The following is a 24,204-nucleotide window of genomic DNA, read 5'->3' on the forward strand; positions in this document are numbered from 1 at the left end:
GCCTAGCGGCCACCCAACGTCGAATAGGACGACACGTGTTTGCCCGTTCCCGCCGACCGGGAACGGATCCGAGCGTTCGCCACCCCCGCGGCGCCGGCCAGTGCCACCCCGAGTCTGCGGGGTCCGGGCACCGATATCCGATGAGCGAACACGTCGTAGTCGGATTCCACGATCCGGTCCAGTATCTCACCGTAGAGGGTGTAGGCGGTGGACACGCATGGTCGCGCTATCGGGTCGAGCAGGTCGATGCCGGGAGCGGCGTAGTGGTACACGGCCCTGGTGCGGGCCACCTGGTCGGCGAGCGCGCGCCGCACTTGGCGGTCGGGACGCCCGTCGAGCAGACACTGTTGGAGTCGTCGGCGGTCGACACCGAACACGGCGAGCTCGTCGGCGGGGAGGTACACCCGCCCGCGACGGAGGTCCTCGCCGACGTCCCGCAGGAAGTTGGTGAGCTGGAAGGCGTTGCCCAGCGCGGCCGCGTAGGGAGCCGCCTGCTCCGCCGGCACCTCCGTGCCCAGGACGGGAAGCACCTGGAGACCGATGACCTCGGCCGAGCCGTGCACATAGGCGTTCAGGCTCGCTCGGTCCGGGTAGTCGGACACCGTGAGGTCCTGCCTCATGGAACGCATGAAGGAGTCGAAGTACTCCTTCCGGATCCCGTAGCGGCGCGCCGTGTCGACCACGGCGGTGACCACGGGACTGTCGCCGTGATCTCCCGACAGGGCGGCGTCCAGCTCGCCCGCCAGCTCGTCGAGCAACCGACGGCGGGTCTCGGGGCCCAGCGTGTTCGTCGGATCGTCGACGATGTCGTCCACCTGACGCGCGAGTCCGTACAGCGCGTGCACGGCCGGACGCCGGGCCGCGGGCAGCATCCTGGTCGCCAGGAAGTAGGTACGGCCGTGCGCGGAGTTGAGGGACCGGCAGTGCCGGTAGGCTGCCCGCAGCGCGGGGGCGTGGATGCCGGCCGCGTCCAGCTCGTGCGCGCTCATCGTGAGCCGGCTCCGAGCGACACGGTCCGTGGGAGCGTCGCTCCGGCGACGGAACCGCCGACTATCCGCTCGGCGGCGAGCTTGCCGGAGATCAGCACCGGAGGGACTCCCACCCCCGGTGTGGTTCCGCATCCGGCCAGAACCACGTTGTCCAGCCCGCGCACCAGGTTGCGGGGACGGAACGGGCCCGTCTGCGTGAAGGTGTGCGCCAGGCTGAACGGAGAACCGGCGATCATGCCCTGTTCCGCCCAGTCCGCCGGGGTCACGACACGGCTCACCTCGACGGAGGGGCCGAACCCCGGCATGAGCCTGTCCTGTAGCAGCTCGATCGTCTCCCGGACGTAGCCGTCGGCGATGCGGGGCCAGTCGTGTCCGGCCAGGTCCAGGTTCGGGCAGGGAACCAGGACGTGGTGCAGGTGTTTGCCCGCCGGGGCGAGTTCCGGGTCGGTACGCGTGGGGTTGGTGATCAGCACCGAGGGGTCGCTCATCAGCGTGCCCCGCCGGGTGAGCTCGTCGAAGGTGCGTTTCCACGCGTGTCCGAAGGACAGGGTGTGGTGCGCCAGTCGGGGCTGTTCACGGTCGGTGCCGGTGTGGAGCAGCAGGGCCGAGGGGGCGGCACGTGGTCGGGGGAAACGTCGCGGGGAGATGCCGAGCAGTCGCTGGGCGACCGGCAGGTCCGGGGTGAGCACCACCGCGTCGCAGGGAACGCGTTCCCCCCGCTCGGTGTGCACGGCGGTCACACGCCCGCCGTGGCGTTCCAGGGACCGCACCGCGCTGCCGTAGCGCAGATGGGCTCCGGCCCCCGTGGCGGCCCGGGCCAGCGCGTCCGGGACCGCGCGCATCCCTCCCCGGGGGAAGTACACGCCTCCCACGGTGTCCATGTAGGAGATCACCGCGTAGGCGGCCAGCGCCCGGTGGGGAGAGACCCCGGCGTACAGGGACTGGAACGAGAAGACACGGCGGAGCCGTTCGTCGGTGAGGAACCGGCCGATCGCTCGGTGCAGGGTGCCGAGCCCTCCGAGCGCCGCCAGCCGTGCCAGGTTCGGCTCCACGAGGTTCAACGGCGAGTCGAAGTTGGCGTCGATGAAGCTCGCGTACTGGGTGCGATACAGCCTGTTCAGCCAGTTCCGCAGCCGTCGGTAACCCGCTGCCTCGACGGGGCCCGCGAAGTCCCGTACCTGCTGTTCCATCGCGGCGCCGTCACTGAGCACGTCCAGCGTGGAGCCGTCGGCGAAGCAGGCACGATAGGCGGGGTCCAGCGGCAGCAGCTCCAGCTGTTCGTGAACGGACTGCCCGACGGCGGCCAGGGCCTCGTCCAGCAGCTCCGGCATGGTCAGCACGGTGGGGCCGGTGTCCATGCGGTAACCGGCGACGTCCAGCCGTCCGGCACGTCCGCCGGGAACCCGTTCCCGTTCGAGGAGGGTCACCTCACGTCCCGCCCCGAGTAGGTGCAGGGTCGCGGCCAGTCCGGAGAGGCCCGCTCCCACGACGACCACGTGATCGGTGGGACCGGTGACTGTCCGCATGTGTCGTGTCCCTCCGAGTGATGGGTTCGTGGTCGCCGTGATGGGCGCGCTTCGGGGCTGTCTGGTCGGTGCGGCTCAGTCTAGAAACCCGTTCGGAAGCCTTCAAACGCGCACCCTTCACTTGTTCGTGTGAAGATGGAGCACAGTGAGGGACCGGTTCGCTCCGGCACGAGTCCCTGGGCAGCCGAGTGTGGTCGACGGCACCGAGCACGGGGCGCGTGGACGACGCGAAAACGTCCCGGGCAAGGGCCCGGGACGTCGAGACGCTGTTTTCAGCGGTGCCCCTGCGGGCCCCTTCCGCGGTTACCCGCCGAAGGGGCCCGCCGACCGGGTTCGGTCGGCAGAGACCTCGCGGGGGAGGTGTCATTGCTGCTGGGGCATCAGTACCTTGTCGATGACGAACACGGTCGCGTTGGCGGTGGGGATGTTGCCCACCAGCACCTTCGCGTCCCCGATCTCGATGTTCTCGCCACTGCCGCTGATGCTGACCTTCTCACCGTTGACGGTGGGGACCTCTCCCGCTTCCCCCAGGTCCTGGGCGTCCATGCGTTCGGGAACCACGTGGTAGGTGAGGATGCTGCGCAACTGCTCCTTCTTGGCCGGATCGTTCAACAGCGCCTTCAGCGTGTCCGGAGGCAGTTCCTCGAAAGCCGAGTTCGCGGGGGCGAACACGGTGTACTGCTGGTCCTGGTTGTTCAGGGTGTCAACCAGGCCGGCGGTTTTCACCGCTTTGGTGAGATTGGACAGCAGCGGGTTGTTGCTCGCCGCCGTGGCCACCGGGTCGTCGACCATCCCCTTGGCGGATCCCTCGTCGTTCGGGTCGGTCGGGACCTGGGAGGCGGCGGGACCGTAGATGTCGTCGACCGTGGTCATCCCCTGCTTGCCCGAACCCTCGTCACGGTTCTGCTGTCCACGCTCGTCACCGCTTCCGGACTCCATGGAGGAGGACTGGTCCTGCTGCTGGTTCCCGGTTTCCGTGTCGGCACCGCCACAGGCGGTGAGCAGCAGGGCGAGCGACGCGACGGCGCCCGTGACGGCGGCTTTGGCTCGACTGTGTGTCATGCTCTTTTCGATCTCCTCGTCACATTCGATCCCTCGTGGATCGAGAAGTCCTTTCACGGGTTCTTCGGAGCACAGTCTTCGACCGATTGGTCGAGGCGGTCGATTTTTTCGAACGCTCTTCGCGGTGGTGGGCACGTGCTCCGGAAGAGGTTCCGAGCACGGGAGCCATCCGGGTGGTTGTCTGGCGCTCCGTCACTCGGCGGTGAAGAAGACCGAGTGCCATCCCGTGGCCCCGTCCGGAACGGTGGGGGAACGTTTCCGGGACTGGGTGTGCCCGGAGCGGTCCGTGGCCCGGGACTCCACCGTGTGCCCGCCGGGCGGCAACTCCAGTTCCGTGCGCCACATGCGCCAGGTGTCCCGGTTCACCGGTGCCGACAACTCGGCGGTTCGCCAGTCCCCTCCGTCGACACGCACCTCGACACGTTCGACGCCCGTGTGTTGTGCCCAGGCCACCCCGGCGACCGTGACTCCTCCTGCCGGGACCTTCGCGAAGCCGGAGGGAGTGTCTATGCGGGACTGGGTCTTGATCGGAGCCTCCCGGGCCCAGCCGCGGGTCCTCCAGTAGGATTCCCGGTCCCAGGTGGTCAACTCGAGGTCCGTCACCCACTTGGTGGCCGAGAGATAGCCGTACAACCCCGGCGTGACCATCCGAACCGGGAAACCGTGTTCGATCGGCAGTGGGCGTCCGTTCATCCCGAAGGCGAGCAGGGCGTCCCTGTCCGGGTCGGTCAGCACGTCCACCGGTGTGCCCGCGGTGAAACCGTCCACGCTGGTGCTGAAGACCTGTTCGGCGTCCTCGCGGACCCCGGCTTCGGCGAGCACTTCCCTGATGGGGACCCCGATGAACTCGGCCGTGGAGACGTAGGGGCCGCCGACGGGGTTGGACACACAGGTCATGGTGATCGGCTTCTCCACCGTGTTCCGTGCCCTCAGATCAGCGAAGGAGAGGTCGAGTTCCCGCTCGACCATGCCGTGTATTCGCAGTCGCCACTGCTCCGCGGTGATCCGGGGAACGCGCAGCGCCGTGTCGACCCGGTAGAACTCCGAGTTCGGTGTGATGAACGTCGGGGTTCCGGACTTCGCGAAATCGGACCCGGGCGGGATCGGTGCCGCCCGGGTGTCCGGGGTGATTCCGCCGAGTGCGGCCCGGGAACGTTCGACCTGTTCCCCCGAGGAGAGTTTCTGCCCGGTGAGAGCGGCCACGGCCGAGCCCGTGGCGACCGACAGCGTGGAGACCAGCACTCGCCGGCGCCCGTGCGTCCCACGCCCGGCCCGCGTCTCCGCCGTGGTCGCGTTCTCCCCCGAAGGGGAGAGCGCGGCTCTCTCCGTGGCCACCGTCGTGGCCGTCCGATGCAGGAACAGGAGCACGCCGAGGCCGACGAGGAAAGCGACGACAGGGGCCCACAGTCCGTCGCCGCCCACGGCGGGCCGTGCGAGTACGGCGAGCACTCCGAGCACGCCGAAGACCGCGACGAGGAGTCCGCCCACCCGCACCGAGGTGCGGGAGCCCAGCCCGACCCCGGCAGCCAGCAGGGCCAGGACCACGGCCATGCCGATCAGCAGGGCGAGCTTGTCCGCGGTGCCGAACAGGTCGATCGCGAGGGACTTGAGCGGCTGGGGAGCCAGATCGATGGCGGTGTTGCCCACGGCCAGGTAGGGGGAGGAAGCCGGTACGGTCAGGGCGGCGACCAGATGTCCCACCGCCAGCGCCGCGGCCATGCTCAGCAGGCCGATCAACGCGGCGACGCCCTTTCCGATCCGGACCGGCTCGGGTACGTGTGCCATACCCGGTGTTCGGAACCGACCCCTTCGGCGCGTGGTCTCGACAGTGTTCGGCCGCGAGTCATCGCGACGGGACGTGCCCCGGCAGCGCGGGGGCGGTGTGTCGTTCAGTGCCGCAGCCCGTGCAGTCTGAGCGCCACCTGGATCTCCAGAAGCTGCTCGGGAGAACGCCACTGCTCACCGAGCAGGCAGGAGATGCGTTCCAGTCGTTGACTGACCGTGTTCACGTGCACGTGCAGGGCACGGGCGGTGCGCACGAGACTCCGGTCGCAGGAGAAGTATCCGCGCAGCGTGCGCAGCAGCTCGGTGCCGCGTCGCGCGTCGTGCTCCAGCAGGGGGCCGAGCGTACGTTCGACGTAGCCGTCCAGGTCGCCGCGCTCCCCCAGCAGCACACCGAGAAAACCCAGGTCGGCCGGTGCCGCGCCCGTGCCTGTCCGTCCCAGGGCGGACAGCGCCCGCAGACAGCGACACGCCTCCTCGTAACCGTGGGCCACGTCCGTGAGTCCCATCACCGGATCGCACGCTCCGATGTTGACGGATCGGCCCGTCGAGGCACTCAGTCTCCGTGCGGCGTCCTTCGCGATGCCACCGGCATCGGTGCCGGACAACAGCATCACCAGATGGTCGAGGTGCGTTCCCGCCAGCCCCGCACGGCGCTCCGCGTAGCGGGAGGCCGCCGGAAGCAGCCGCTCCCGTTCCACCCCCTCGACCGAGGCGACCAGCACCACCTTGCCGCCCGCGGGGTCGACACCCGCACGGCGTGCCCTGGTCACCAGCCCGTCGCGTTCCGGGCGGGAGGCGCTGAGCAGCTCGGTGAGCAGCTCCTCCCGCTCCCGTTCCCGCGCCTCGTCGCTTCGTCTGCGGAGCAGCAGGACCAGGGCGGTGACCACACCGGCCCGTTCGAACAGGCGCCGATCGGCCTCGGACAGCTCGGTATCCCCCACGAGGGTGAGACTGCCGAGCAGTTCCGGGCCGGCCAGCGCCGCACAGACCAGATTGTCGCCGTGGGGAACGGCCTTCCCGCTGCCGCTCGAACGACGGACGGCCGAACGCGGCCACGGCACGGGATCCGTCCCCGCGCACGCCAACCGGTTTCCCTCCGCGTCGTGCACCACGATCCCCCCACCGAGCACCCCGGACACCGCCTCGGCCACGTCGGTGAGTGTTCCACCACGCAGCACGAGGTCGGTGAGCCTGTCGTGGGCTCGTTCGGCCCTGTGCAGCGCGGCGTTGTGCTCACTGATGGTCTCGTGCGCGGTGTGCAGTTCCGCCAGGGCCTGACGGGTCTCCTGCAACAGCCGCGCGTTGTCGATGGCGATGGCGGCGTGATCGGCCAACGAGGACAGCAGGGCTATCTCGTCGGGGGAGAAGCTCCGCCGGTTCCGGTCCGCCGCGTAGAGCACCCCGATCACCGAACCCCCCACGGTGAGCGGAACCCCGAGAATGGCCAGCAGACGTTCGTCCCGCACCGCGGCGTCGATTTCCTCGGTGTGGGTGAAGCGGGTGTCCTCGAAGTAGGAGGGGCTGGCGTAGGGGCGTGCCGTCTGGGCCACCAGTCCGCCCAGGCCCTCCCCCATTCCCAGCCGTACCTGCTGGAACAGTGCCGAGGTGCAGCCGTCGGTGACCCGCATGTAGGTGGTTCCGGACTCGTCGTCGTTGAGGCTGAGATAGGCGACGTGTGTGCCCAGCAGCGTCCTGGCACGGTGCACGATGGACCCGAGCACCGCGTCCTGGTCCCGCACCCGCGCCAAGTCTCCCGCCGTGTCGAACAGCGCGGTCAGTTCGGACTCGCGGCGCCGCCGCTGCTCCAGGATGTCCCGGAGCCGTAGCGCGAGCTCTCCGGCCCGTTCGACCAGCCGGACGTTGCGCTCCTCGGACTGGTCGGCACGTGCCCGCGCGATCGTGCTGGCCAGTTTCTCCCCGCCACCGTCGACGAGGGACTCGAACACCCGCACCAGGGACTCCGCCGGCTCGTCGCCCATGACGATCATCCTCGGTTCTCCGGGGTACGGGAACAACCCCCGGGGCGTGCCGCGAGCCCGCTCGGTCCCTCAGGCGGAGGTGGGGGCGGCATCGGTGGTGTCGGAACGCAGTGAGCTGCCACTGGTCTCGCTCGCGAACAGGATGGCCACCGACGTGAGCACGGCCCCGAGCGCGAGATACACGGCGATGGGAACCCAACTGTCGAACGCCGCCAGCAGACCGGTGGCCACGGTGGGAGCGAGTCCGCCCGCCACCACGGAGGCCAGTTGGTAACCGATCGAGGCTCCCGAGTAGCGCACCCTGGTCCCGAACAACTCGGACATGAACGCGGCCTGGGGGCCGTACATGGCCCCGTGCAGCACCAGCCCGCCGGTGACCCCCAGCGTGATCATGGAGAGGGCTCCCGTGTCCAGGAGTGGGAAGAACACGAAGGCCCACACCCCGGTTCCGACGGCGCCGAACAGGTAGACCCCCCTGCGTCCGAACCGGTCGGACAGGGCGCCCCACAGTGGGATCACGACGAAGTGCGCCAGTGAGGCGATCAGCACCGCCCGCAACGCCACGTCCTCCCGCAGGTCGAGCTGGTCGGTGACGTAGGTGAGCACGAAGACCGTGATCACGTAGTAGGACACGTTCTCCACGAACCGGGCGCCCGAGGCGATCAGCACCGCCCGCCACTGGTGACGCAGCACGCGCACGATCGGAGGCTGTTCGGGCGTTCCCCTCCGGGCGGCCCGGCTCGCCGCCTCCAGAAAGACCGGCGACTCGCTGACCGACAGTCGGATCCACAGCCCCACCAGCACCAGCAGTCCGGACAGCAGGAACGGTATCCGCCAGCCCCACGCGAGGAAGGCCTGCTGGGACTGGACGGCGGCCAGCAGTGCCAGCACGGCCGTGGCCAGCAGATTGCCGGTGGGCACTCCCGCCTGGGGCCATGAGGTCCAGAAACCGCGTCGGGTGGCCTCGGTGTGTTCGGAGACCATCAGCACGGCGCCGCCCCACTCGCCGCCCAGGGCGAACCCCTGGACCACCCGCAGGAAGGTCAGCAGCAGCGGCGCGGCGACGCCGATCGTTGCGTAGGTGGGCAGCAGTCCGATCGCGAAGGTGGAAGCGCCCATGGCCAGCAGGCTGATCACGAGCAGTTTCTTACGCCCCAGCCTGTCACCGAAGTGTCCGAAAACCAGCCCGCCGAGAGGGCGGAAGACGAATCCGACGGCGAAGCTGGAGAAGGCCAACAGCGTACCGCTCAACGAGTCCGCTACGGGAAAGAAGGCCTTGTTGAACACCAACGCCGCCGCCGACCCGTACAGGAAGAAGTCGTACCACTCTATGGTGGTGCCGATCATGCTCGACCCGACGACCCGGAGCAGTGCTCTCCGGCTCGGCGTGGGGGAGTGTTCGGAACGCATGGTGTCACCCCTTTTCCCCGCCGGGGCGGGTTCGCTCGGTTGTCAGTGCGCCGTCCAGGCACCGTCGATGGGAATGGAGGCTCCGGTGAGGTAGTCGGTTTCCGGCCCGGCGAGCCAGGCGACCACGGCGGCGACCTCCTCCGGTTCGATCAACCGTTTGATCGCGCTGTCCCGCAGGAACACCCGTTCGGCGACCTCCTGCTCGGAGACGCCGTGGGTCTCGGCCTGGGCGCTCAGCTGTCCCCACAGCAGGGGAGTGCGGACGTATCCCGGATCCACGCAGTTACTGGTGACCCCGTGCTCGGCCGCTTCGAGGGCGGTCACCTTGCTCAGCCCCTCCAGGGCGTGCTTGGCGGCCACGTACGCTGATTTGTTCGGGCTGGCACGCAGACCGTGCACGCTGGACACGTTCACGATCCGTCCCCAGCCGCGGGAGTACATGTACGGAAGACACCGTTTGATCAGCAGGAAGGGCGCGGTGACCGTGACCCGTTGGATGCGGGTGAAGACCTCGGTCGGGAACTCGTGCAGCGCGGCGACGTGCTGGAGTCCCGCGTTGTTGACGAGTACGTCCACCTCCCGCGGCAGGGCGGAGACGGCGGACTCGTCGGTCAGGTCCACCACGTGCGCCGTTCCCCCGGTCTCGGCGGCGGCCCGTTCGACCCCGGCCCGGTCCAGGTCCACCAGGTGCACGTACGCGCCCGAGGCGGCCAGTCTCCGGGCACAGGCGAGTCCGATCCCGCCGGCGGCGCCGGTGATCAACGCGGTTGTGGTGCGGGAGCCGTCCTCGGCCCCCTCGCCGGCGTGTCTGGTCATGTCGGAGGACGCTATCCGGCGAACGCACCGCGTTCGATGTGTCGAGCAGCCACAGTAGGCCGACAAGTGGTGTGTGCCACCGACATTGTGCCGGGAAGGGATCCGGCGATGCTCGACGCGCGCCGGGTGTTCCCGCGCCCACCGGCCGGTACCTCCGGTGTGACGGTGCTCATGAACGACGATGATTTCGGCAGGAGCGCGGAACCGTGCCGGGGCGTGCGGCGACCCGCACACACGAAGGGTCCCGCCAGAAAGGAACTCCCATGGAAGCGTCGATGGCCATGCCGCTGTTGCCGGACTGGTCCCGCCCACTCTGGGCACTGCTGCTGGTCGTGGTACTCGTCCAGCACGCCCTGCACGCCCGGAGGATGAGCGGCCAGCCACGGTGGTGGCACGCGGGACACACGACGATGGCTCTCGGGATGGCCGTGATGTACCTGCTGCCGCACATGCGCCATCCCGACCTCTACCGGGTGGGGCTCGTGCTGTTCGCCCTGATCACGGTGCTCGAGCTCGTGGTCACCGTGGTGCTCCGCTCCAGGGAGGGGCTGGTCAACCCGCTGTGGCTCTCCTCGACGGCGGGAATGCTGGCCATGACCTACATGATGGTTCCCGGTTCGTCGCGTCCGGCGTGGCTGACCCTGGTGTTCGTCGGCTACCTCTGCTGCGAGACCGTGGTCTGGTCGCTGGGATGGTGGGAGCGGGTGCCGTGGCTGCGTCCCCACGGTGTGACCGCTCCGGCCCCCGGGGCGGCCACGACCGCCCCCGGGCGGGCCGTGCTCCGCGAACGCGGTGTCGGACTGCCCGCCCACTGTTCCCCGGGGGTACGGGCCAGTCTGGCCGTGATGGCAGCGAGCATGGCCTACATGCTGCTGGCGGGGCTCGTCTGACTTCCCACGAGCAACCCGAGTGAACGCCGGAACGGTGTCCGTGCCCACCGGACGGTGGCGGCAGTGCCGTCAGTGACACCGGTGTGGAGTTGTTTCGAGAGCGGTGGCCGATGCAGTGGTCGGAGTTCGCGCTTCGCGTGACGGGCGGTCTCGCCGGGGCGGTGTGTGTGGGATCGCTGGTGTTCGCGGTGTTCTTCGAGTCCCACACCTGCGGAGAGCTTCCGGAACGCGCACGTCGGTATCTGCGAGGGGCCGCGCTGTGCGCGCCGGTGTGGGGAGCGGCCGGGCTCCTCCTGGCGTGGCAGGGCGGCGGGGACAGGGGGGAGCTGACGGCCGCCATCCTCACGGCCCTGCTCACGGTGGTACTGGCCCTGGTGGGAGGAACGGCACGCGGCTGGAGAACGGCCTGCGCACTGGTCTTCGTCGCCTTGCTCGGTCTGGTGGTTCCGGCCGTGGAGCGTCGTTCCGACGGCGGTCCCGGCCACGACATCGGTACGAACACGATCGTGATGCACGTGCTCGCGGCCACGGTGTGGTTCGGCGTGCTGCTGGTACTGGGCTCGCGCCTGTGGCGTGACGAGGAACGGGCGCAGACGCTGCTGGCTCGTTACCGGACGCTGGCGGGGTGCTGCTGGGCACTGCTGGTGTTCTCCGGGGTGTTCGACGTGCTCGCGGTACCCCGGCGCTACGGGGAGGGCGAAGCGGGACATCTCGCCCTGGTGCTGGGCAAGACCTTCGTGACGGTCGCGCTGGGAGGCCTCGGCGTCCTCGCCCGCAGACACCTTGTTCCGGCGGAGCCCACCGGCCGGGGCGGGCGACGGCGCGCGCTCCTGTGGCTGGTCGGTGTGGAAGCGGTCCTGCTGACGAGCGCCCTGCTGGTGTCGACGGTCATGATCGGGACGGCCTCGGGGCCTGCCGCTTCGGAGGTCACCGCCAGCGAGTCCGTGCTGGGCTACGACCTGGCCGTTCCACCGAGCGCGGTGGCGTTGGTGACCGGATGGCGTTTCGACCCGCTGTTCGGTGGTGCCGCCGTGGTGCTCTCCGGGCTCTACCTGGCCGGGGTGCGCGTGTTGCGTCGTCGGGGGGATGCCTGGCCGACCGGCAGGACGGCGGCCTGGATCACCGGCTGGGGGTGCGTGCTGTGGGTGACCTCCTCCGGGATGGGGGTGTACGCGGGTGGGGTGTTCAGCCTGCACATGTTCGTGCACATGGTGCTCAACATGGTGGCGCCGGTGTTGCTGGTGCTCGGTGGCCCCGTGACGTTGGCGCTGCGGGCCCTGCCCGCCCGGGGCAGGGGGGCAGCGGCCGGTCCCCGCGAGTGGCTGTTGGCCGTGTTGCACTCCCCGCTCACCCGTGTGCTCGCCGGTCCGGGGGTGGCGACCGTGCTGTTCGTGGGATCGTTCTACGCGCTGTACTTCACGGACCTGTTCGAACTCGGGATGTTCGAGTACTGGGGCCACCAGCTGATGAAGACCCACTTCCTGCTGGTGGGATACCTGTACTACTGGACCGTGATCGGTGTCGATCCGGGACCGCGCCCGCTGCCCCACCTGGCCCGGTTGGGGGTGGTGTTGGCGGTGATGCCCTTCCACGCGTTCTTCGGGATCATCACGATGAGCCTGTCGAGCCCCCTGGCCGAGGACTTCTATCGGGCACTGGAGCTGCCCTGGCCGCGTGACCTGCTGGCCGACCAGTTCCTTGGTGGCGGCATCGCCTGGGCGATGGGGGAGGTGCCACTGGTGCTGGTGCTGGGGGCGCTGTTGACCCAGTGGTACCGGCACGACACCCGGCTCGCCCGGCGCGTCGACCGCAGTGACGACGAGTTGGCCGCCTACAACGCGATGCTGGCCGAACTGGCCCGCAAACGGGGCGGCTGAGCCGGTGCCCGTCCGGGCGCCGGGGTGCTCACGCGAGCCCCCGGCGCCGACGGTCGTTTCGGCCGTTCACGAGGAGGCCGTCCCGGCCGCGGAGCGCACCGAGAAACGCAGTCGGTCCTGGTCTGCCTCGACCACGACACGCTGTCCCTGGGCGAGTTCACCGTCCAGCAGCAGGTCGGAGAGGGAGTCGTCCACCTCGCGCTGGATGGTGCGTCGCAGCGGACGGGCGCCGAACTCGGGTTGGTGTCCGTGTTCGGTGAGCCAGTCCACTGCCGAGTCCTCGAAGGTGATCTCGATCCCCTGGGACCGCAGGCGCTGCCTCGTCTCGTCCAGCAGGAGCTCGGTGATGCGCCGCAGCTGCTCGGACTCCAGTTTGCGGAACATCACGATCTCGTCGATGCGGTTCAGGAACTCGGGGCGGAAGGACTCGCGCAGCCGCGCCATCAGACGTTCCCGGGCCGGTTCCGCGGTCTGGTCCTCCTCCCGAGTGGTGAAGCCGAGCACCCCGGAGCGGTTCGAGATGATGTCCGAGCCGAGGTTACTGGTCATGATCAGCACCGTGTTGCGGAAGTCCACGGTGCGCCCCTGGCCGTCGGTGAGCCTTCCGTCCTCCATGACCTGGAGCAGGATGTTGAAGACGTCGGTGTGGGCCTTCTCGATCTCGTCGAGCAACACCACCGAGTAGGGACGGCGGCGCACTTCCTCGGTGAGCTGGCCGGCCTCGCCGTAGCCGACGTAGCCCGGAGGAGCCCCGACCATCCGGCTGGCCGTGTGCCCCTCCTGGTACTCGCTCATGTCGATGCGGATCATGCGGTCCTGGTCGCCGAACAGGGACTCGGCCAACGCCCGGGCCAGCTCGGTCTTTCCCACCCCGGTGGGGCCGAGGAACAGGAAGGTTCCGACCGGCCTGTTCGGGTCGCCCATGCCGGTACGGGAACGACGCACCGCGCGTGAGACCGCCTGCACCGCCTCGTCCTGGCCGATCACCCTGTGGTGCAGCTGCTCCTCGAGCCGCATGAGGCGGCCCTTCTCCTCCTCGGTGAGCTGGGTGACCGGGATGCCGGTGGCCCGGGAGACGACCTCGGCGATGTCGTTCGAACTGACCTCCGGAATCCCGTCCGGGTTGTTCCGCTGCTGGCGGATCCGGGCCTGCACCTGGTTGATCTGGTCGCGCAGCTTGGAGGCCTGCTCGTAGTCCTCGTTGGTGACCGCCTGGGCTTTGTCCCTGCTCAGCTGCTCGGCCTGTTCCTCCAGCTCCCGTACGTCCGTGGTGGGGGTGCGGGTACGCAGTCGCTTGCGGGCACCGGCCTGGTCGAGCAGGTCGATCGCCTTGTCCGGCAGGTAGCGGTCGGTGACGTAGCGGTCGGCCAGCTCGGCTGCGGAGTTGATCGCCTCGTCACTGAACCGTACCTGGTGGTGGGCCTCGTAGCGGTCCCGCAGTCCGCGCATGATCTGCACGGTGTCCTCGACGCTGGGCTCGGCCACGTCGATGCGTTGGAAGCGTCGTTCCAGCGCGGCGTCCTTCTCGATGTTCTTGCGGTACTCGTCCAGGGTGGTCGCTCCGACCACGTGCAGCTCGCCCCGCGCCAACCGGGGCTTGAGCATGTTGCCCGCGTCGACGGCCCCCTCCGAACCGCCCGCTCCGACCACGGTGTGCAGCTCGTCGATGAAGATGATCAGCTGTTCGCTCTGCTGGCTGATCTCGTCGATGATCTTGTTCATGCGTTCCTCGAAATCCCCCCGGTAGCGGGTTCCCGCCACCACGCCGGAGACGTCGAGCTGCACGACCCGTTTGTTGGCGAGCACGTCGGGCACCTCGCCGTCCACGATGCGCTGGGCTATGCCCTCGACCACGGAGGTCTTGCCCACCCCGGCTTCCCCGATGAGCACGGGGTTGTTCTTGGTGCGCCGGGACAGCACCTCCACGGTCTGTTCGATCTCGGACTCCCTGCCGATCACCGGGTCGAGTCCGCCGTCACGGGCCTTGGCGGTCAGGTCCTGGCCGTACTCGTCCAGGGTGGGCGTCGAGCTGTGCTGCTGCGTCTCGCCGCTCTGCTGTCCGGTTCCCCGGCTCGCCGTGCCGCTCTGCAGCGCTTCCAGGGTCACGTGGGCCGCGGAGAGGATCTGACCCGCTGTCGACTCGCGGTTGGCCGCCAGCGCGAGCAGCAGGTGGTCGGGGCCGATGTAGGAGGAGCCCACGGCCCGGGCCACCCGGTGTGCGTCCAGCAGGGCGCGTTTGGCCGCGGGAGTCAGGGCGGGGGGCTGGTCGGTGCTCTCGGTCTGCGGCAGCTGCTGTTCGATGCCCTGGGCGATCGAGGCGGGGTCCGCTCCGGCGCGTTCGAGCATCGACCGGGTCGTCTCGATCTGGGTGGCCGCCCAGAGCAGGTGGTGGGCGTCCAGGTCGTGTCCGCCGCGTTCGGCGGTGAAACGGGCGGCGGTGGCCATCAGTTCCTGGGCCTGGTGGGTCATCAGCCGGGTGATGTCGACGCGCTGCACCGGCCGCGGTGTTCCGCCCTGTCCGCCGAGAAAACGGGCGAGGAAGTCGTCGAACGGGCTCGAACCGGGACCGCCGGCACCGAAAAAGTTGGTCATCACTACCTCTTTCGTCCGCACGCTTCGTTGGAGAGCGCATCGCTTCCAACGTGAGCATTGCCGGTTGGTATTCCTGCGTCGGTTGCACTCAAGACTAACGCATCCAATGGGCTCAAGGTGGCGTTGATCGTGGAGTTGTGGAGTGGATCACGGCTGTCTGTCGCGAGTGCGGGGCTCGTCCTCCTGCTGCTGTCCCCGTCGGTGGGCACCGGGGGTCTCCGTGATGGCCCTTTCGAGTTGTGCCCGGCTCAGTTTCGATCGACCCCTGATGTTCAGTTCCCTGGCCCTGCGACGGAGTTCGTCCCGGGTGAGGCTGGAGACCTCCCGCTCGGCGAGATCCGGCCGGGGTGTTGGTTCCCGTTCCGAACGGTGGTGGCGGGCGAGTTCGACGCTGTGCCGCAACGCCTCGGCGAGCTCCGGGGCTTCGGCGGGCTCTGCGGGGTCGGTGCGGGTCACCGGGGAACGTCCCCGCGCCTTGTCCAGCAGCAGCTGTCGCACCCGGGCGGTGTAGGTGTCGGTGTACCGGGAGGGCTGCCAGGGCTCGCTCATCGAACGGATGAGGTCGGTGGCCAGTTGCAGTTCCCGGCCGCTCCGTTGGTCGGCCCGGGGAGGACTCACCACCGTGGGCGGGTCGCGCACCTCGTCGGGGAAGAACAGGGTGCTCAGCGCCAGGGCGCCGCTGTGGGCGTGCACCGCGGTGAGGTACTCCCTGCCGTGCAGCACGAAGGTGGCGATACCGGCACGGTTCGTGTCGAGCATGGCTCGGTGCAACAGGCGGTAGGGGCGGTCCTGCTGCTCGTCCGTGGGGGCGAGCCAGTAGGTGTGGTGGAAGCACACCGGGTCGATCTCGGTCAGCTCCACGAAACCGTCGATCTCGATCGTGCGGGAACGCACCGGGGCCAGCTCGTCCAGTTCCCACTGTTCCACCGTCACCAGGGTCCCGCCGACGTCGCGCCCCTTGACGATGTCCTCGTTGCGCAACTGCTCACCGGTGCGCTCGTTGACCTTGCGGTAGCGCACCCGGTCGTGTGTGCCGCGTTGGTACTGGTTGAAACGGATACTGTGGTCCTCGGTGGCGTTGTAGAGCCCGACGGGGACGGTCACCAGCCCGAACGTGAGGAATCCGTTCCAGATCTTCTGCGGCATGTCCTTCCTCCTCCGCCCGCTCGGCGAGACCGCCGACACCGCGCGGCGCACCGCTTCCGACGTGCCGCCTCCTGTCGGCAGGATGCCCAGGGCGCGGGAGCGGACAAACCTCCCGCTCAACGGTCCGGCCCGTCGAGTCGGCGGATCCGGTGGGTGCCGTCCGGCAGCCGCAGCGTGTAGCCCTCCCGGCGCAGACGCTCCAACAGCGGGACCACCACACGACGTGTGGTTCGCAACGCTTCCCGGGCCTGGGCCGGAGTGAACGGGGAGGGCAGGGCGGCCAGCCGGTGGGCGGCCCGGCGTGGCGCGTCGGGGAGCAGGTAGACGTTCTCGGCGAGTTTGAGCAGTTCACCCGCCGTGGTGGCCGCACCGAGCTCGGCGCGGCCCAACCCCAGCTCCCGCAGTTCCCCGGCGGTGGGAGGGTCGAAGGGGGTGGTGCGCAGTCGGTCCCGCAACGCGGCGATCCCGGGGGGAAGTCGCTCGCCCAGTGGGGTGTTCAGGCACAGTCGTCCCGCTCGGGCGCTCACCCCGGCCAGCCGTGGATGAGTGAGCACGAGGTCCAGCAGCGCGCGGTCCGGCAGTCCCAGAGCACGCAGTGCTTCTCCTTCCGTGAGACCGTCACTCAGCGGTCGCTCCTCCCGCCGCCGTTCGAGCATGGCGAGCAGGGTCTCGGCGTGCTCTCGCAGGGTCCGTGGGTCCAGCAGCCACTGCCCGCAGCGGTGCGCGGCGGGGGGAGGGGCCAGTCCCATCGCCCGCAGCTCGTGCAGGCGTAGGGCTCCGTGCCTGCGCAACAGGGAGGTGGCGACGGTGTGTTCCTGGTCGTCCAGCTCACGGGCCCTGGCCCGGGCGGCCCCTCGGCGCCGCAGTGGGGGAGGGCGGACGTCGAGCACGGTGACCCCGGCCGGAACCCGGTTCCGGCCGGGGTCACGCAGCAGGGCCCGGTCCCCGACACGCAGCGGCAGCGGGCGGTCGAGGGACAGGCGCGCGATGTCCCCGCCCAGAGGACGTACCCGGGTTCCGGCCGTGGCCGAACCGATGTGCAGGGTCAGCTCGCGGGGCAGTTCTCCGGGGGGTGTGGGGGACAGGCGCGCGTCGACGGTGTCCGTGCTCCACCACGCGCCGGGGGTGATCAGGGCGTCCCCGCGCCGCAGCTCGTCGACACGCAGGCCCCGCAGGTTCAGTGCCACCCGAGCGGTGGCCCGCACCCGTTCGGTTCGTTCCCCGAGGGTGTGCAGGTCGCGGATGGTGGTACGTCGTCCGGTACGGGCCAGTTCCAGTTCCGTGCCGGGGGAGAGTTCTCCGCTCGGCAGGGTGGCGGTGACCACGGTGCCCGCTCCTCGGATGGTGAACACCCGGTCCAGCCACACCCGTACCTCACCCTCGTGTCTCGGGTTCGGCAGGGCGCACACGACCCGTTCGAGGGTGGCGACCAGTTCGGAGGTCCCGCTCTGGTCACCCGCTCCGAGTGTCACGGCGGGGATCCCCGCCAGGGTGCTGGCTTCGAGTCGTCTTCGGGCCTGCCGGAGGGCCGCGCTCGGCTCGGCCAGGTCGGAACGGGTGATCGCGAGTATCCCGTGTTCGACCCCGAGGGCGTGCAGGGCCTGTAGGTGTTCCTCGGACTGCGGCATCCATCCCTCGTCGGCGGCGACCACGAACAGCACGGCGGGGATCTCGCCGATCCCGGCGAGCATGTTGCCCACGAAACGTCGGTGGCCCGGAACGTCGACGAAGACCAGGGTTTCCCCCGAGGGGAGTTCGGTCCAGGCGAATCCGAGGTCGATGGTCAGGCCCCGTCGTTTCTCCTCGCTCCAGCGATCCGGATCTGTTCCGGTGAGGGCGGCGACCAGAGTGGATTTTCCGTGGTCCACGTGGCCGGCGGTGGCGATCACCCGCATCACGGCTCCGGAGCGGTACGGGCGGCGTGGACCGCCGCGAGGATCTCGGGATCGTCGGCGGGGTCCAACGCGAACAGGTCGAGCAGGCACCGACCGCGTTCCACACGGGTCAGTACGGCGGGCTCTCCTCGCCGGAGCGCTGGTTCGTAGTGTTCGGGCAGTGCCACGGCGGCGCTCGGCAGTTCCACACCGGGTGCGCCACCACCGCCCACGGTGGCGGTGGTGGTTTCGTGGGTGGCGGGCACACCGGCCGCGGCGAGTTTCTCGGCGATGCCTTCGGCACGTTCACGCAGCTCACCAGGGTCACGTCGCAGGGATTCGGCGGTGGGGGTGGAAGGGCCGGTCAGGGTGGCGTGCAGGGCGGAGAGGGTGAGTTTGTCCACGCGCAGGGCCCGGGCGAGCGGGTGGCGGCGAAGTCGCGTGACGAGCGGTGCCGTACCCAGCAACAGCCCGGACTGTGGTCCGCCGAGGAGCTTGTCCCCGCTGCAGGTGACCAGGTCCGCTCCGGAGGCGAGTGCACTGTTGGCGTCGGGTTCCGCGGGCAGCCGGGCATGGGGGGAGAGCAGGCCGGAACCGATGTCGACCACCACGGGGGCGGGCAGTACTGCCAGCTCGGCCACCTCGACGGTGGAGGTGAAACCGCTGATCACGAAGTTGGAGGGGTGTACCTTGAGCACGCAGCCCGTGTCGGGTCCCACGGCTCTGCGGTAGTCCTCGAGGTGCACGCGGTTGGTGGTGCCGACCTCGCGCAGTCGTGCGCCGGTGGATTCCAGCAGTTCGGGGATGCGGAAACCGTCCCCGATCTCGACCATCTCCCCGCGTGCCAGCACGATCTCCCGTCCCGCGGCCAGTCCGGTCGCGACCAGGGCCAGGGCGGCCGCACCGTTGTTGACCACATGGGCCTCGGCGGCGGCCGGCACGGCCTCCAGCAGGGCGCCTCGGGTGTTCGCGGCGCGGCGGCCGCGAACACCCGTTTCGGTGTCGAGTTCGACGTCGCAGGTTCCCGCGCTCTCCCACAACGCGTGGCGGGCGGCCTCGGACAGGCGGGCGCGTCCCAGGTTGGTGTGCAGCAACACCCCGGTCGCGTTGTGGACCGCGCGGAGTCCTCCCGCTCCACGCGGCAGCTGTCGGAGTGCCTCGTCGACGACGTTCTGCGGGGAGATCTCCCCCTTCCGCGCCCGTTGCTGGGCGGCGCGGACGACGCGTTTGACGCTCTGCCGGCCGAAGCGCTCGACCGCGGCGGCGAGGGGAGGTTCGCCGAGTACTCGGTCGGTGGCGGGGATGTTCCGGCGTTCGTCCACGTCGAACACGGTACGAGTGGTGACCGCAGCGTGCGTGTCACTCGCGTCGCCTGTCGGTGCTTTAATACATTGATTGTCACTGTTTTTTCAGTATTAAATGAAATAAAAAACAACAGAACCACGCGAACCGACAGACTCACACCACCAAAAAACGCAAGGAGTTCAACACTCTCCCCGGAACGAAGAAGTACGTCGAGCGGAAGGACCTTTCCACCGAGGCCCTGCTTCCCCCGCCGTGCGGCTCCGTAAGGAGATCGACCGACTGTCTTCCCGGGTGAGGAGCAGCGTTCCGAGCGGGCCGTACGTGAGCTGGTGGAGGAGCTCAACATCCGCGTCGTCGAGTGGTTGCGGTGCCCACCGGCCCGAAGATCCGGATCGGGCCGGTCGAGGTGGAATCCATGGTGGCGTACTGGATGTGGCACGCTACGACCGAGTCGAATCAACTCGACTCCGTGGACACCCCGAGCGAGGGCGGTGGGGGGCCGAACGGGGAAAGACGTCCGGGTGTGTTGGGCAGGTTGCGTTCCTGGTGGCGTGAGACCCAACGGGAGGAGTAGCCACGAGGGCCGCGAACTCGTCCGCTTGTGGCGGAGGCGGACGGGAATCGAACCCGCCTGACCGAGTTGCTCGGCCACGTCGGTTTTGAAGACCGCGGGGGCCACCAGGCACCCTTACGCCTCCCCGAACATCTCACCTCGTCGTGTCATGCCGATGAGCGCCGGATGCTCTAGTTTCGCGTTCATGGCCGACATCGAGGTTTCTCCTTCCGAAACATACCGCCTGACGCGTTATGCGCACGGTGGAGGTTGTGCCTGCAAGATCCCGCCGGACGAGCTCGGAGACATGCTCGGTTCCGTCGACCTGCCCGGCGGTGGTGATCTGCTGGTGGGGGCCGGGGACGATGCGGCCGTCGTTCGGACGGAGACGGACACCGCGCTCGTGGCCACCACGGACTTCTTCACCCCCGTGGTGGACGATCCCTACGACTGGGGGCGGATCGCCGCGGCGAACGCGTTGTCCGATGTGTACGCGATGGGGGCGGTGCCGGTGGTCGCGGTGAACCTGCTGGGCTGGCCCAGGGGGGTGCTGCCGACCGAACTGGCCGAGCGGGTGCTGCGTGGGGGAGCCGAGATCGCCGGGCTGGCTGGCTGTCCCTTGGCCGGGGGGCACAGTGTGGACGATCCCGAGCCGAAGTACGGCCTGGCGGTCACGGGACGAGCACCGGTGTCCGGATTGATGCGCAACGACGCGGGCAAGCCCGGGTTGCCGTTGTCGTTGACCAAACCGCTGGGCACCGGGGTGCTCAACAGCAGGCACAAGGCCACGGGGGAGGTTTTCCCCGAGGCGGTCGAGACGATGGCCACCCTCAACGAGGAGGCCGCCCGGATGGCGAGGGAGGCCGGGGTCGAGTGTGCCACCGACGTGACCGGCTTCGGGATGCTCGGTCATCTACGTGAACTGGTCCGGGCCAGTGGGGTTTCCGCGGTGGTGGAGACCGCGGCGGTGCCGTTGTTGGACGGTGCCCGGCAGGCGGTCCGGGACGGATACGTCAGCGGCGGGAGCAGGCGTAATCTCGCGTGGGTGCGGGAGGGCGCGGATCTGTCCGCGGTGGACGAGGAGCGGGCGTTGCTGTTGGCCGACGCCCAGACTTCCGGAGGGCTGCTGGTGGCCGGGCAGCTGCCGGGATTTCCCGTGGTCGGTGAGCTCGTGGAACGGGGCGAGTTCGACATCACCGTGCGGTGATCGTGGAAGAAGAGCTCGGGCGAAGGGCTTGCTGTGTGAGCATCCCGGTGTGGAGGCGGTGGCTCTCGGAGGATCACGGGCGCTGGGTACTCACCGTGTCGACAGTGACTGGGACTTCGCGCTCTACTACCGGGGTGAGTTCGCTCCGCAGAACCTGCGGGAGGTGGGCTGGCCCGGCGAGGTCTCCGAGCTGGGCTCCTGGGGGAGGATCTTCAACGGTGGTGCCTGGCTGCGGGTGGAGGGCATCCCGGTCGACGTCCATTTCCGTGATCTCGACGAGGTCGAGCACGAGACCGTGCGGGCACAGCGGGGGAGGTTCCGTTTCGAACCGTTGTTGTTCCACCTGGCCGGCATCCCCTCGTATCTGCTGCCGGCGGAACTGGTCACCGGCAGGGTGCTGCGTGGGCAGCTGCTCCGGCCGGACTTCCCGTCACGGCTGCGGGAATCCGCCCGGAGCACGTGGTGGTCCTACGCGGAGTTTGTGTTCGAGTACGCGCGGGCCAATCACGCTCCCTACGGCAGGGTGGCGCAGTGCACGGCGCTGTTGACTCAGGCCGCTTCACAGAGTGCGCATGCCGTGCTGGCCGGCCGGGGTGAGTGGATCACCAACGAGAAACGTCTGTTGAGCCGGGCGGGGCTGGAGGAGCTGGACGTGATCGTGCGGCGGGCTCGTCCCGACTGTTTGGAAGAGACGGTCCGTGCGGCCCGTGCGCTGTGCTCCGAGGCGGTGGCCGCGGCGGGGGAGCGGTGACTTCCCCGGCTGTCCCGCGCCGCTTCGTCCCTCAGGTTTGAGTGGAGCGCTCACCCTCCCGGGCCTGTTGCGCCGCCTCGCCCAGGCCGTCGGCGGTGCTGGAGAGCACCTCGGTGAGGATCGTGCGTAGTGTGGTTCCGTCCCGCCGGGTCAGCCAGGAGTGCATCGCCGCGCCGAAGCAGGAGACCATGGTCATCGACCAGGCTCCGGGGCGAGGGTCGCAGCTGGTGTCGGTGCCCAGGTGTTCGGCGACCAGTTCGGTGAGATCCTGCATCCAGCGCTGCCGCATCAGGTGCATCTCGTACTCGCCGGTGGAGTCCAGGGCGTTCAGCAGTTCGGCGCGCATGAGGTGCTGGTCACGGTCGGCCTCGATGCGTTCGGCTCCGTCGAGCATCGCCACGGCCAGGGCGCGCATGGGGTGTTCGTCCTCGGCGCGTTCGTCCAGGGCCCGGCGGACGTGGTCGAGTTCCTCGCTGAGGTCGCCGAACAGGACGGCGTCCTTGCTGGGGAAGTAGCGGAAGAACGTGCGGGGGGCGATGTCGGCGGCTTTGGCGATCTGGTCGATCGTGGTGGCTTCGAAACCCTGTTCGTGGAAGAGTTTCAGCGCGGCCGCCTCGATGTTCGCCCGGGTGCGTGCGGCCTTGATCGCTCTTCTTCCGCGTCGTTCGGTGTCCTCGGCCGGAGTGGCCGCCACAGTGGTCATGGCGTCAGCTTCCTGAATTCGCTGCTCAGCGTCAACTGTGCTTACTGCCACGTATGCCAAGTGGCAGTACTGCCATATTCTGGGGGCGGTGAAAGGAGTGCGTATGTCCGACGGCGGATCCACCGCCGAACCGAGGCCGAACACGGGCGAACGGGGCGCCGTTGCCGAAGGCATCGAGGTCGCGGTCTATCGACGCAGGTGGGCGACCCTGTTCGTGCTGTGTCTGGCGTTGTCGGCGACGATGCTCGCCAACACCTCACTCAGTGTGGCCTTACCCAAGCTCTCCCGTGCCCTGGAAGCCTCCACCGCCGCTCAACAGTGGTTCTCCGATGCCTATGCGCTGGTGTTCGCGGGATTGCTGTTCACCAGCTCCTCCGTCGCCGACCGCTACGGGCGCAAGTGGATGCTGCAGGCCGGGATGGTGTTGTTCGGTGCCGTCTCGGTGTACGTGTGGCTGTTCGTCGGCTCCAGTGCCGAACTGATCGCGGCCCGGGCGTTGCTCGGTGTGGGCGGGGCCATGATCATGCCGGTGACCTTGTCCATCCTGACCAGCGTGTTCCCGAGCGGGGAGCGGACCAAGGCCGTGGGGATCTGGGCCGCGGTCTCGGGGGCGGGCAGCGCGCTGGGGCCGGTGGTGGCCGGTCTGCTGTTGGAGTACTTCTCCTGGGAGTCGGTTTTCGTCATCAATGTTCCGGTGGTACTCGTGGGGGTGCTGGCCGGAATCCGCTACATTCCCTCCCGCACCGGCACCGAGGGCGGTCACGGCGGTTTGGACTTCGTGGGGGCGCTGTTGTCCACGGCGGGGATCACGCTCGCCGTCTACGCGCTGATCGAGGCCCAGTACGTGGGCTGGCTGTCCACGCGCACGCTGTCCCTGGTGGCGGTGGGGCTCGTGCTGCTGGCTCTGTTCGTGCTGTGGGAACGGCGGCAGCGTGATCCGATGCTGGACGTGCGGTTGTTCCGCAACAGCGGGTTCTCCGCCTCGGCCGTGGCGTTGACGTTGGTGTTCTTCGCCATGATCGGTGTGTTCTTCGCGTTGAGTCAGACGTTGCAGGTGGTGTTCGGCTACTCGCCGCTGACGGCCTCCACCGCGATGTTGCCGATGTCGGTGATGATGATCCTGATCGCACCGCAGGTGTCCAGGATCGTGGGGCGGTTCGGGCCGCGTAACACCATCGCGGGTGGTCTGCTGCTCGCGGCTGTCGGTATGGCCGGGTTGAGTACCCTGACCGTCGAGTCCTCCTACTGGCACATCCTGCTTCCGCTGTCGTGCACGGCGGCCGGCATGTCGCTGGCCATGGCCCCGGCCACCGATCAGTTGATGGCCAATGTTCCGAAGGAACGGGCGGGTATGGGCTCGGCCACCAACGACGTCACCCGTGAGGTGGGGGCCTCGCTGGGGGTGGCGGTGTTGGGCAGTGTGCTCGGGGGGAGTTACGCCAACCGGCTGTCCGGATCGTTGACCGGCCTTTCGGAGCAGGCCCGGCAGACCGCCGAGGACTCGTTGCCCGGGGGAATGCAGGTGGCCCGTTCCCTGCCGGAGGGGGGTGCGGAGCTCGCCCAGGAGGTCTCCCGATCGTGGATGGAGGCCTCTCAGCTCGCCTACCTGGCCTCGGCGGGGCTGATCGCGTTGGCCGCCTGTGTCGCCTGGTTCTTCCTGCCTGGCAGGACCGGCACGACCACGGTCTCCTCCGCGGAGGAAACACGGTCCGCGGACACCGCCACCGAGCGGGGCTGAG

General features: G+C 69.0%; 18 protein-coding genes and 1 tRNA gene. 6 read left to right on the forward strand and 13 right to left on the reverse strand.

Going from position 1 to position 24,204, the window contains the following annotated elements; genetic code table 11:
- Nucleotides 1–2: 2 nt before the first annotated feature.
- The 7 genes from ACTMO_RS0108655 to ACTMO_RS0108685 all read right to left on the reverse strand — a co-directional run bounded on the left by ACTMO_RS0108655 (nucleotide 3) and on the right by ACTMO_RS0108685 (nucleotide 9,567).
- On the reverse strand, nucleotides 3–989 hold the full coding sequence (locus ACTMO_RS0108655) for a phytoene/squalene synthase family protein (protein WP_019854287.1): 987 nt from the start codon (nucleotides 987–989) through the stop codon (nucleotides 3–5).
- Complete coding sequence (gene crtI / locus ACTMO_RS0108660) at nucleotides 986–2,515, reverse strand: phytoene desaturase family protein (protein ID WP_019854288.1); 1,530 nt, start codon at nucleotides 2,513–2,515, stop codon at nucleotides 986–988. Before crtI ends, ACTMO_RS0108655 begins: the two co-directional genes overlap by 4 nt.
- A gap of 363 nt (nucleotides 2,516–2,878) precedes the next feature.
- Complete coding sequence (locus ACTMO_RS0108665; protein WP_033401831.1) at nucleotides 2,879–3,577, reverse strand: fasciclin domain-containing protein; 699 nt, start codon at nucleotides 3,575–3,577, stop codon at nucleotides 2,879–2,881.
- Between the two features lie 192 nt (nucleotides 3,578–3,769).
- Nucleotides 3,770–5,362 carry a molybdopterin-dependent oxidoreductase gene (locus ACTMO_RS0108670; protein WP_019854290.1) on the reverse strand — a complete coding sequence of 531 codons (1,593 nt, stop codon included), beginning with the start codon at nucleotides 5,360–5,362 and terminating at the stop codon, nucleotides 3,770–3,772.
- 104 nt (nucleotides 5,363–5,466) lie between these two features.
- Nucleotides 5,467–7,350 (reverse strand): helix-turn-helix domain-containing protein, encoded by a 1,884-nt coding sequence (locus tag ACTMO_RS0108675; RefSeq protein WP_019854291.1) that lies wholly within the window; start codon nucleotides 7,348–7,350, stop codon nucleotides 5,467–5,469.
- 60 nt (nucleotides 7,351–7,410) lie between these two features.
- Nucleotides 7,411–8,751: an MFS transporter gene (locus tag ACTMO_RS0108680; RefSeq protein ID WP_019854292.1), complete on the reverse strand. Its 1,341-nt coding sequence runs from the start codon at nucleotides 8,749–8,751 to the stop codon at nucleotides 7,411–7,413.
- Nucleotides 8,752–8,793: 42 nt separating this feature from the next.
- Nucleotides 8,794–9,567, reverse strand: coding sequence for a 3-hydroxybutyrate dehydrogenase (locus ACTMO_RS0108685; protein ID WP_019854293.1), 774 nt, complete (start codon nucleotides 9,565–9,567; stop codon nucleotides 8,794–8,796).
- A 263-nt stretch (nucleotides 9,568–9,830) separates the two neighbouring features.
- On the opposite strand from ACTMO_RS0108685, the gene ACTMO_RS0108690 reads away from it, so the two are divergent.
- Both ACTMO_RS0108690 and ACTMO_RS0108695 read left to right on the forward strand, forming a co-directional pair.
- On the forward strand, nucleotides 9,831–10,457 hold the full coding sequence (locus tag ACTMO_RS0108690) for a DUF5134 domain-containing protein (protein WP_019854294.1): 627 nt from the start codon (nucleotides 9,831–9,833) through the stop codon (nucleotides 10,455–10,457).
- Between the two features lie 110 nt (nucleotides 10,458–10,567).
- A complete protein-coding gene (locus ACTMO_RS0108695) occupies nucleotides 10,568–12,334 on the forward strand; it encodes a bifunctional copper resistance protein CopD/cytochrome c oxidase assembly protein (RefSeq protein ID WP_019854295.1) in 1,767 nt (588 codons plus the stop codon).
- A 66-nt stretch (nucleotides 12,335–12,400) separates the two neighbouring features.
- Here ACTMO_RS0108695 and ACTMO_RS0108700 read toward each other — a convergent pair whose 3' ends face one another.
- From ACTMO_RS0108700 to selA, 4 genes are all read right to left on the reverse strand, one after another.
- Nucleotides 12,401–14,926 (reverse strand): ATP-dependent Clp protease ATP-binding subunit, encoded by a 2,526-nt coding sequence (locus tag ACTMO_RS0108700; RefSeq protein WP_019854296.1) that lies wholly within the window; start codon nucleotides 14,924–14,926, stop codon nucleotides 12,401–12,403.
- Between the two features lie 147 nt (nucleotides 14,927–15,073).
- Nucleotides 15,074–16,072: a non-homologous end joining protein Ku gene (ku, locus tag ACTMO_RS0108705; RefSeq protein ID WP_019854297.1), complete on the reverse strand. Its 999-nt coding sequence runs from the start codon at nucleotides 16,070–16,072 to the stop codon at nucleotides 15,074–15,076.
- A 116-nt stretch (nucleotides 16,073–16,188) separates the two neighbouring features.
- Nucleotides 16,189–17,967: a selenocysteine-specific translation elongation factor gene (gene selB / locus ACTMO_RS0108710; protein ID WP_019854298.1), complete on the reverse strand. Its 1,779-nt coding sequence runs from the start codon at nucleotides 17,965–17,967 to the stop codon at nucleotides 16,189–16,191.
- Complete coding sequence (gene selA, locus ACTMO_RS0108715) at nucleotides 17,967–19,277, reverse strand: L-seryl-tRNA(Sec) selenium transferase (RefSeq protein ID WP_019854299.1); 1,311 nt, start codon at nucleotides 19,275–19,277, stop codon at nucleotides 17,967–17,969. The genes selB and selA overlap by 1 nt, the downstream gene beginning before the upstream one ends.
- 389 nt (nucleotides 19,278–19,666) lie before the next feature.
- Here selA and ACTMO_RS0108720 point away from each other — a divergent pair, with 389 nt between their 5' ends.
- Nucleotides 19,667–19,825, forward strand: coding sequence for a hypothetical protein (locus tag ACTMO_RS0108720; RefSeq protein WP_157062842.1), 159 nt, complete (start codon nucleotides 19,667–19,669; stop codon nucleotides 19,823–19,825).
- A 28-nt stretch (nucleotides 19,826–19,853) separates the two neighbouring features.
- Here the strand turns inward: ACTMO_RS0108720 and ACTMO_RS0108725 are convergent.
- A tRNA-Sec gene (locus tag ACTMO_RS0108725) sits at nucleotides 19,854–19,949 on the reverse strand.
- A gap of 60 nt (nucleotides 19,950–20,009) precedes the next feature.
- Between ACTMO_RS0108725 and selD the strand changes: the two genes are divergently transcribed.
- Together selD and ACTMO_RS0108740 are read left to right on the forward strand one after the other, a co-directional pair.
- Nucleotides 20,010–21,011 (forward strand): selenide, water dikinase SelD, encoded by a 1,002-nt coding sequence (selD, locus tag ACTMO_RS0108735; RefSeq protein ID WP_084792099.1) that lies wholly within the window; start codon nucleotides 20,010–20,012, stop codon nucleotides 21,009–21,011.
- 28 nt (nucleotides 21,012–21,039) lie between these two features.
- Nucleotides 21,040–21,762 (forward strand): nucleotidyltransferase domain-containing protein, encoded by a 723-nt coding sequence (locus ACTMO_RS0108740; protein WP_019854302.1) that lies wholly within the window; start codon nucleotides 21,040–21,042, stop codon nucleotides 21,760–21,762.
- A 31-nt stretch (nucleotides 21,763–21,793) separates the two neighbouring features.
- On the opposite strand, the gene ACTMO_RS0108745 is transcribed toward ACTMO_RS0108740, so the two are convergent.
- Nucleotides 21,794–22,465 carry a TetR family transcriptional regulator gene (locus tag ACTMO_RS0108745; protein WP_019854303.1) on the reverse strand — a complete coding sequence of 224 codons (672 nt, stop codon included), beginning with the start codon at nucleotides 22,463–22,465 and terminating at the stop codon, nucleotides 21,794–21,796.
- A 103-nt stretch (nucleotides 22,466–22,568) separates the two neighbouring features.
- Between ACTMO_RS0108745 and ACTMO_RS0108750 the strand changes: the two genes are divergently transcribed.
- Complete coding sequence (locus ACTMO_RS0108750; RefSeq protein WP_019854304.1) at nucleotides 22,569–24,203, forward strand: MFS transporter; 1,635 nt, start codon at nucleotides 22,569–22,571, stop codon at nucleotides 24,201–24,203.
- Nucleotide 24,204 lies beyond the last annotated feature (1 nt).

Origin of the sequence: Actinopolyspora mortivallis DSM 44261, assembly GCF_000384035.1 — a bacterium.
In the GTDB taxonomy this organism is placed as follows: Bacteria; Actinomycetota; Actinomycetes; order Mycobacteriales; family Pseudonocardiaceae; genus Actinopolyspora; species Actinopolyspora mortivallis.

Coding starts and splice junctions, on each gene's coding strand:
- ACTMO_RS0108655 (WP_019854287.1), bottom strand. CDS start 989: ATGAGCGCGCACGAGCTGGACGCGGCCGGCATCCACGCCCCCGCGCTG.
- crtI (WP_019854288.1), bottom strand. CDS start 2,515: ATGCGGACAGTCACCGGTCCCACCGATCACGTGGTCGTCGTGGGAGCG.
- ACTMO_RS0108665 (WP_033401831.1), bottom strand. CDS start 3,577: ATGACACACAGTCGAGCCAAAGCCGCCGTCACGGGCGCCGTCGCGTCG.
- ACTMO_RS0108670 (WP_019854290.1), bottom strand. CDS start 5,362: ATGGCACACGTACCCGAGCCGGTCCGGATCGGAAAGGGCGTCGCCGCG.
- ACTMO_RS0108675 (WP_019854291.1), bottom strand. CDS start 7,350: ATGATCGTCATGGGCGACGAGCCGGCGGAGTCCCTGGTGCGGGTGTTC.
- ACTMO_RS0108680 (WP_019854292.1), bottom strand. CDS start 8,751: ATGCGTTCCGAACACTCCCCCACGCCGAGCCGGAGAGCACTGCTCCGG.
- ACTMO_RS0108685 (WP_019854293.1), bottom strand. CDS start 9,567: ATGACCAGACACGCCGGCGAGGGGGCCGAGGACGGCTCCCGCACCACA.
- ACTMO_RS0108690 (WP_019854294.1), top strand. CDS start 9,831: ATGGAAGCGTCGATGGCCATGCCGCTGTTGCCGGACTGGTCCCGCCCA.
- ACTMO_RS0108695 (WP_019854295.1), top strand. CDS start 10,568: ATGCAGTGGTCGGAGTTCGCGCTTCGCGTGACGGGCGGTCTCGCCGGG.
- ACTMO_RS0108700 (WP_019854296.1), bottom strand. CDS start 14,926: ATGACCAACTTTTTCGGTGCCGGCGGTCCCGGTTCGAGCCCGTTCGAC.
- ku (WP_019854297.1), bottom strand. CDS start 16,072: ATGCCGCAGAAGATCTGGAACGGATTCCTCACGTTCGGGCTGGTGACC.
- selB (WP_019854298.1), bottom strand. CDS start 17,967: ATGCGGGTGATCGCCACCGCCGGCCACGTGGACCACGGAAAATCCACT.
- ACTMO_RS0108720 (WP_157062842.1), top strand. CDS start 19,667: ATGGTGGCGTACTGGATGTGGCACGCTACGACCGAGTCGAATCAACTC.
- selD (WP_084792099.1), top strand. CDS start 20,010: ATGGCCGACATCGAGGTTTCTCCTTCCGAAACATACCGCCTGACGCGT.
- ACTMO_RS0108745 (WP_019854303.1), bottom strand. CDS start 22,465: ATGACCACTGTGGCGGCCACTCCGGCCGAGGACACCGAACGACGCGGA.
- ACTMO_RS0108750 (WP_019854304.1), top strand. CDS start 22,569: ATGTCCGACGGCGGATCCACCGCCGAACCGAGGCCGAACACGGGCGAA.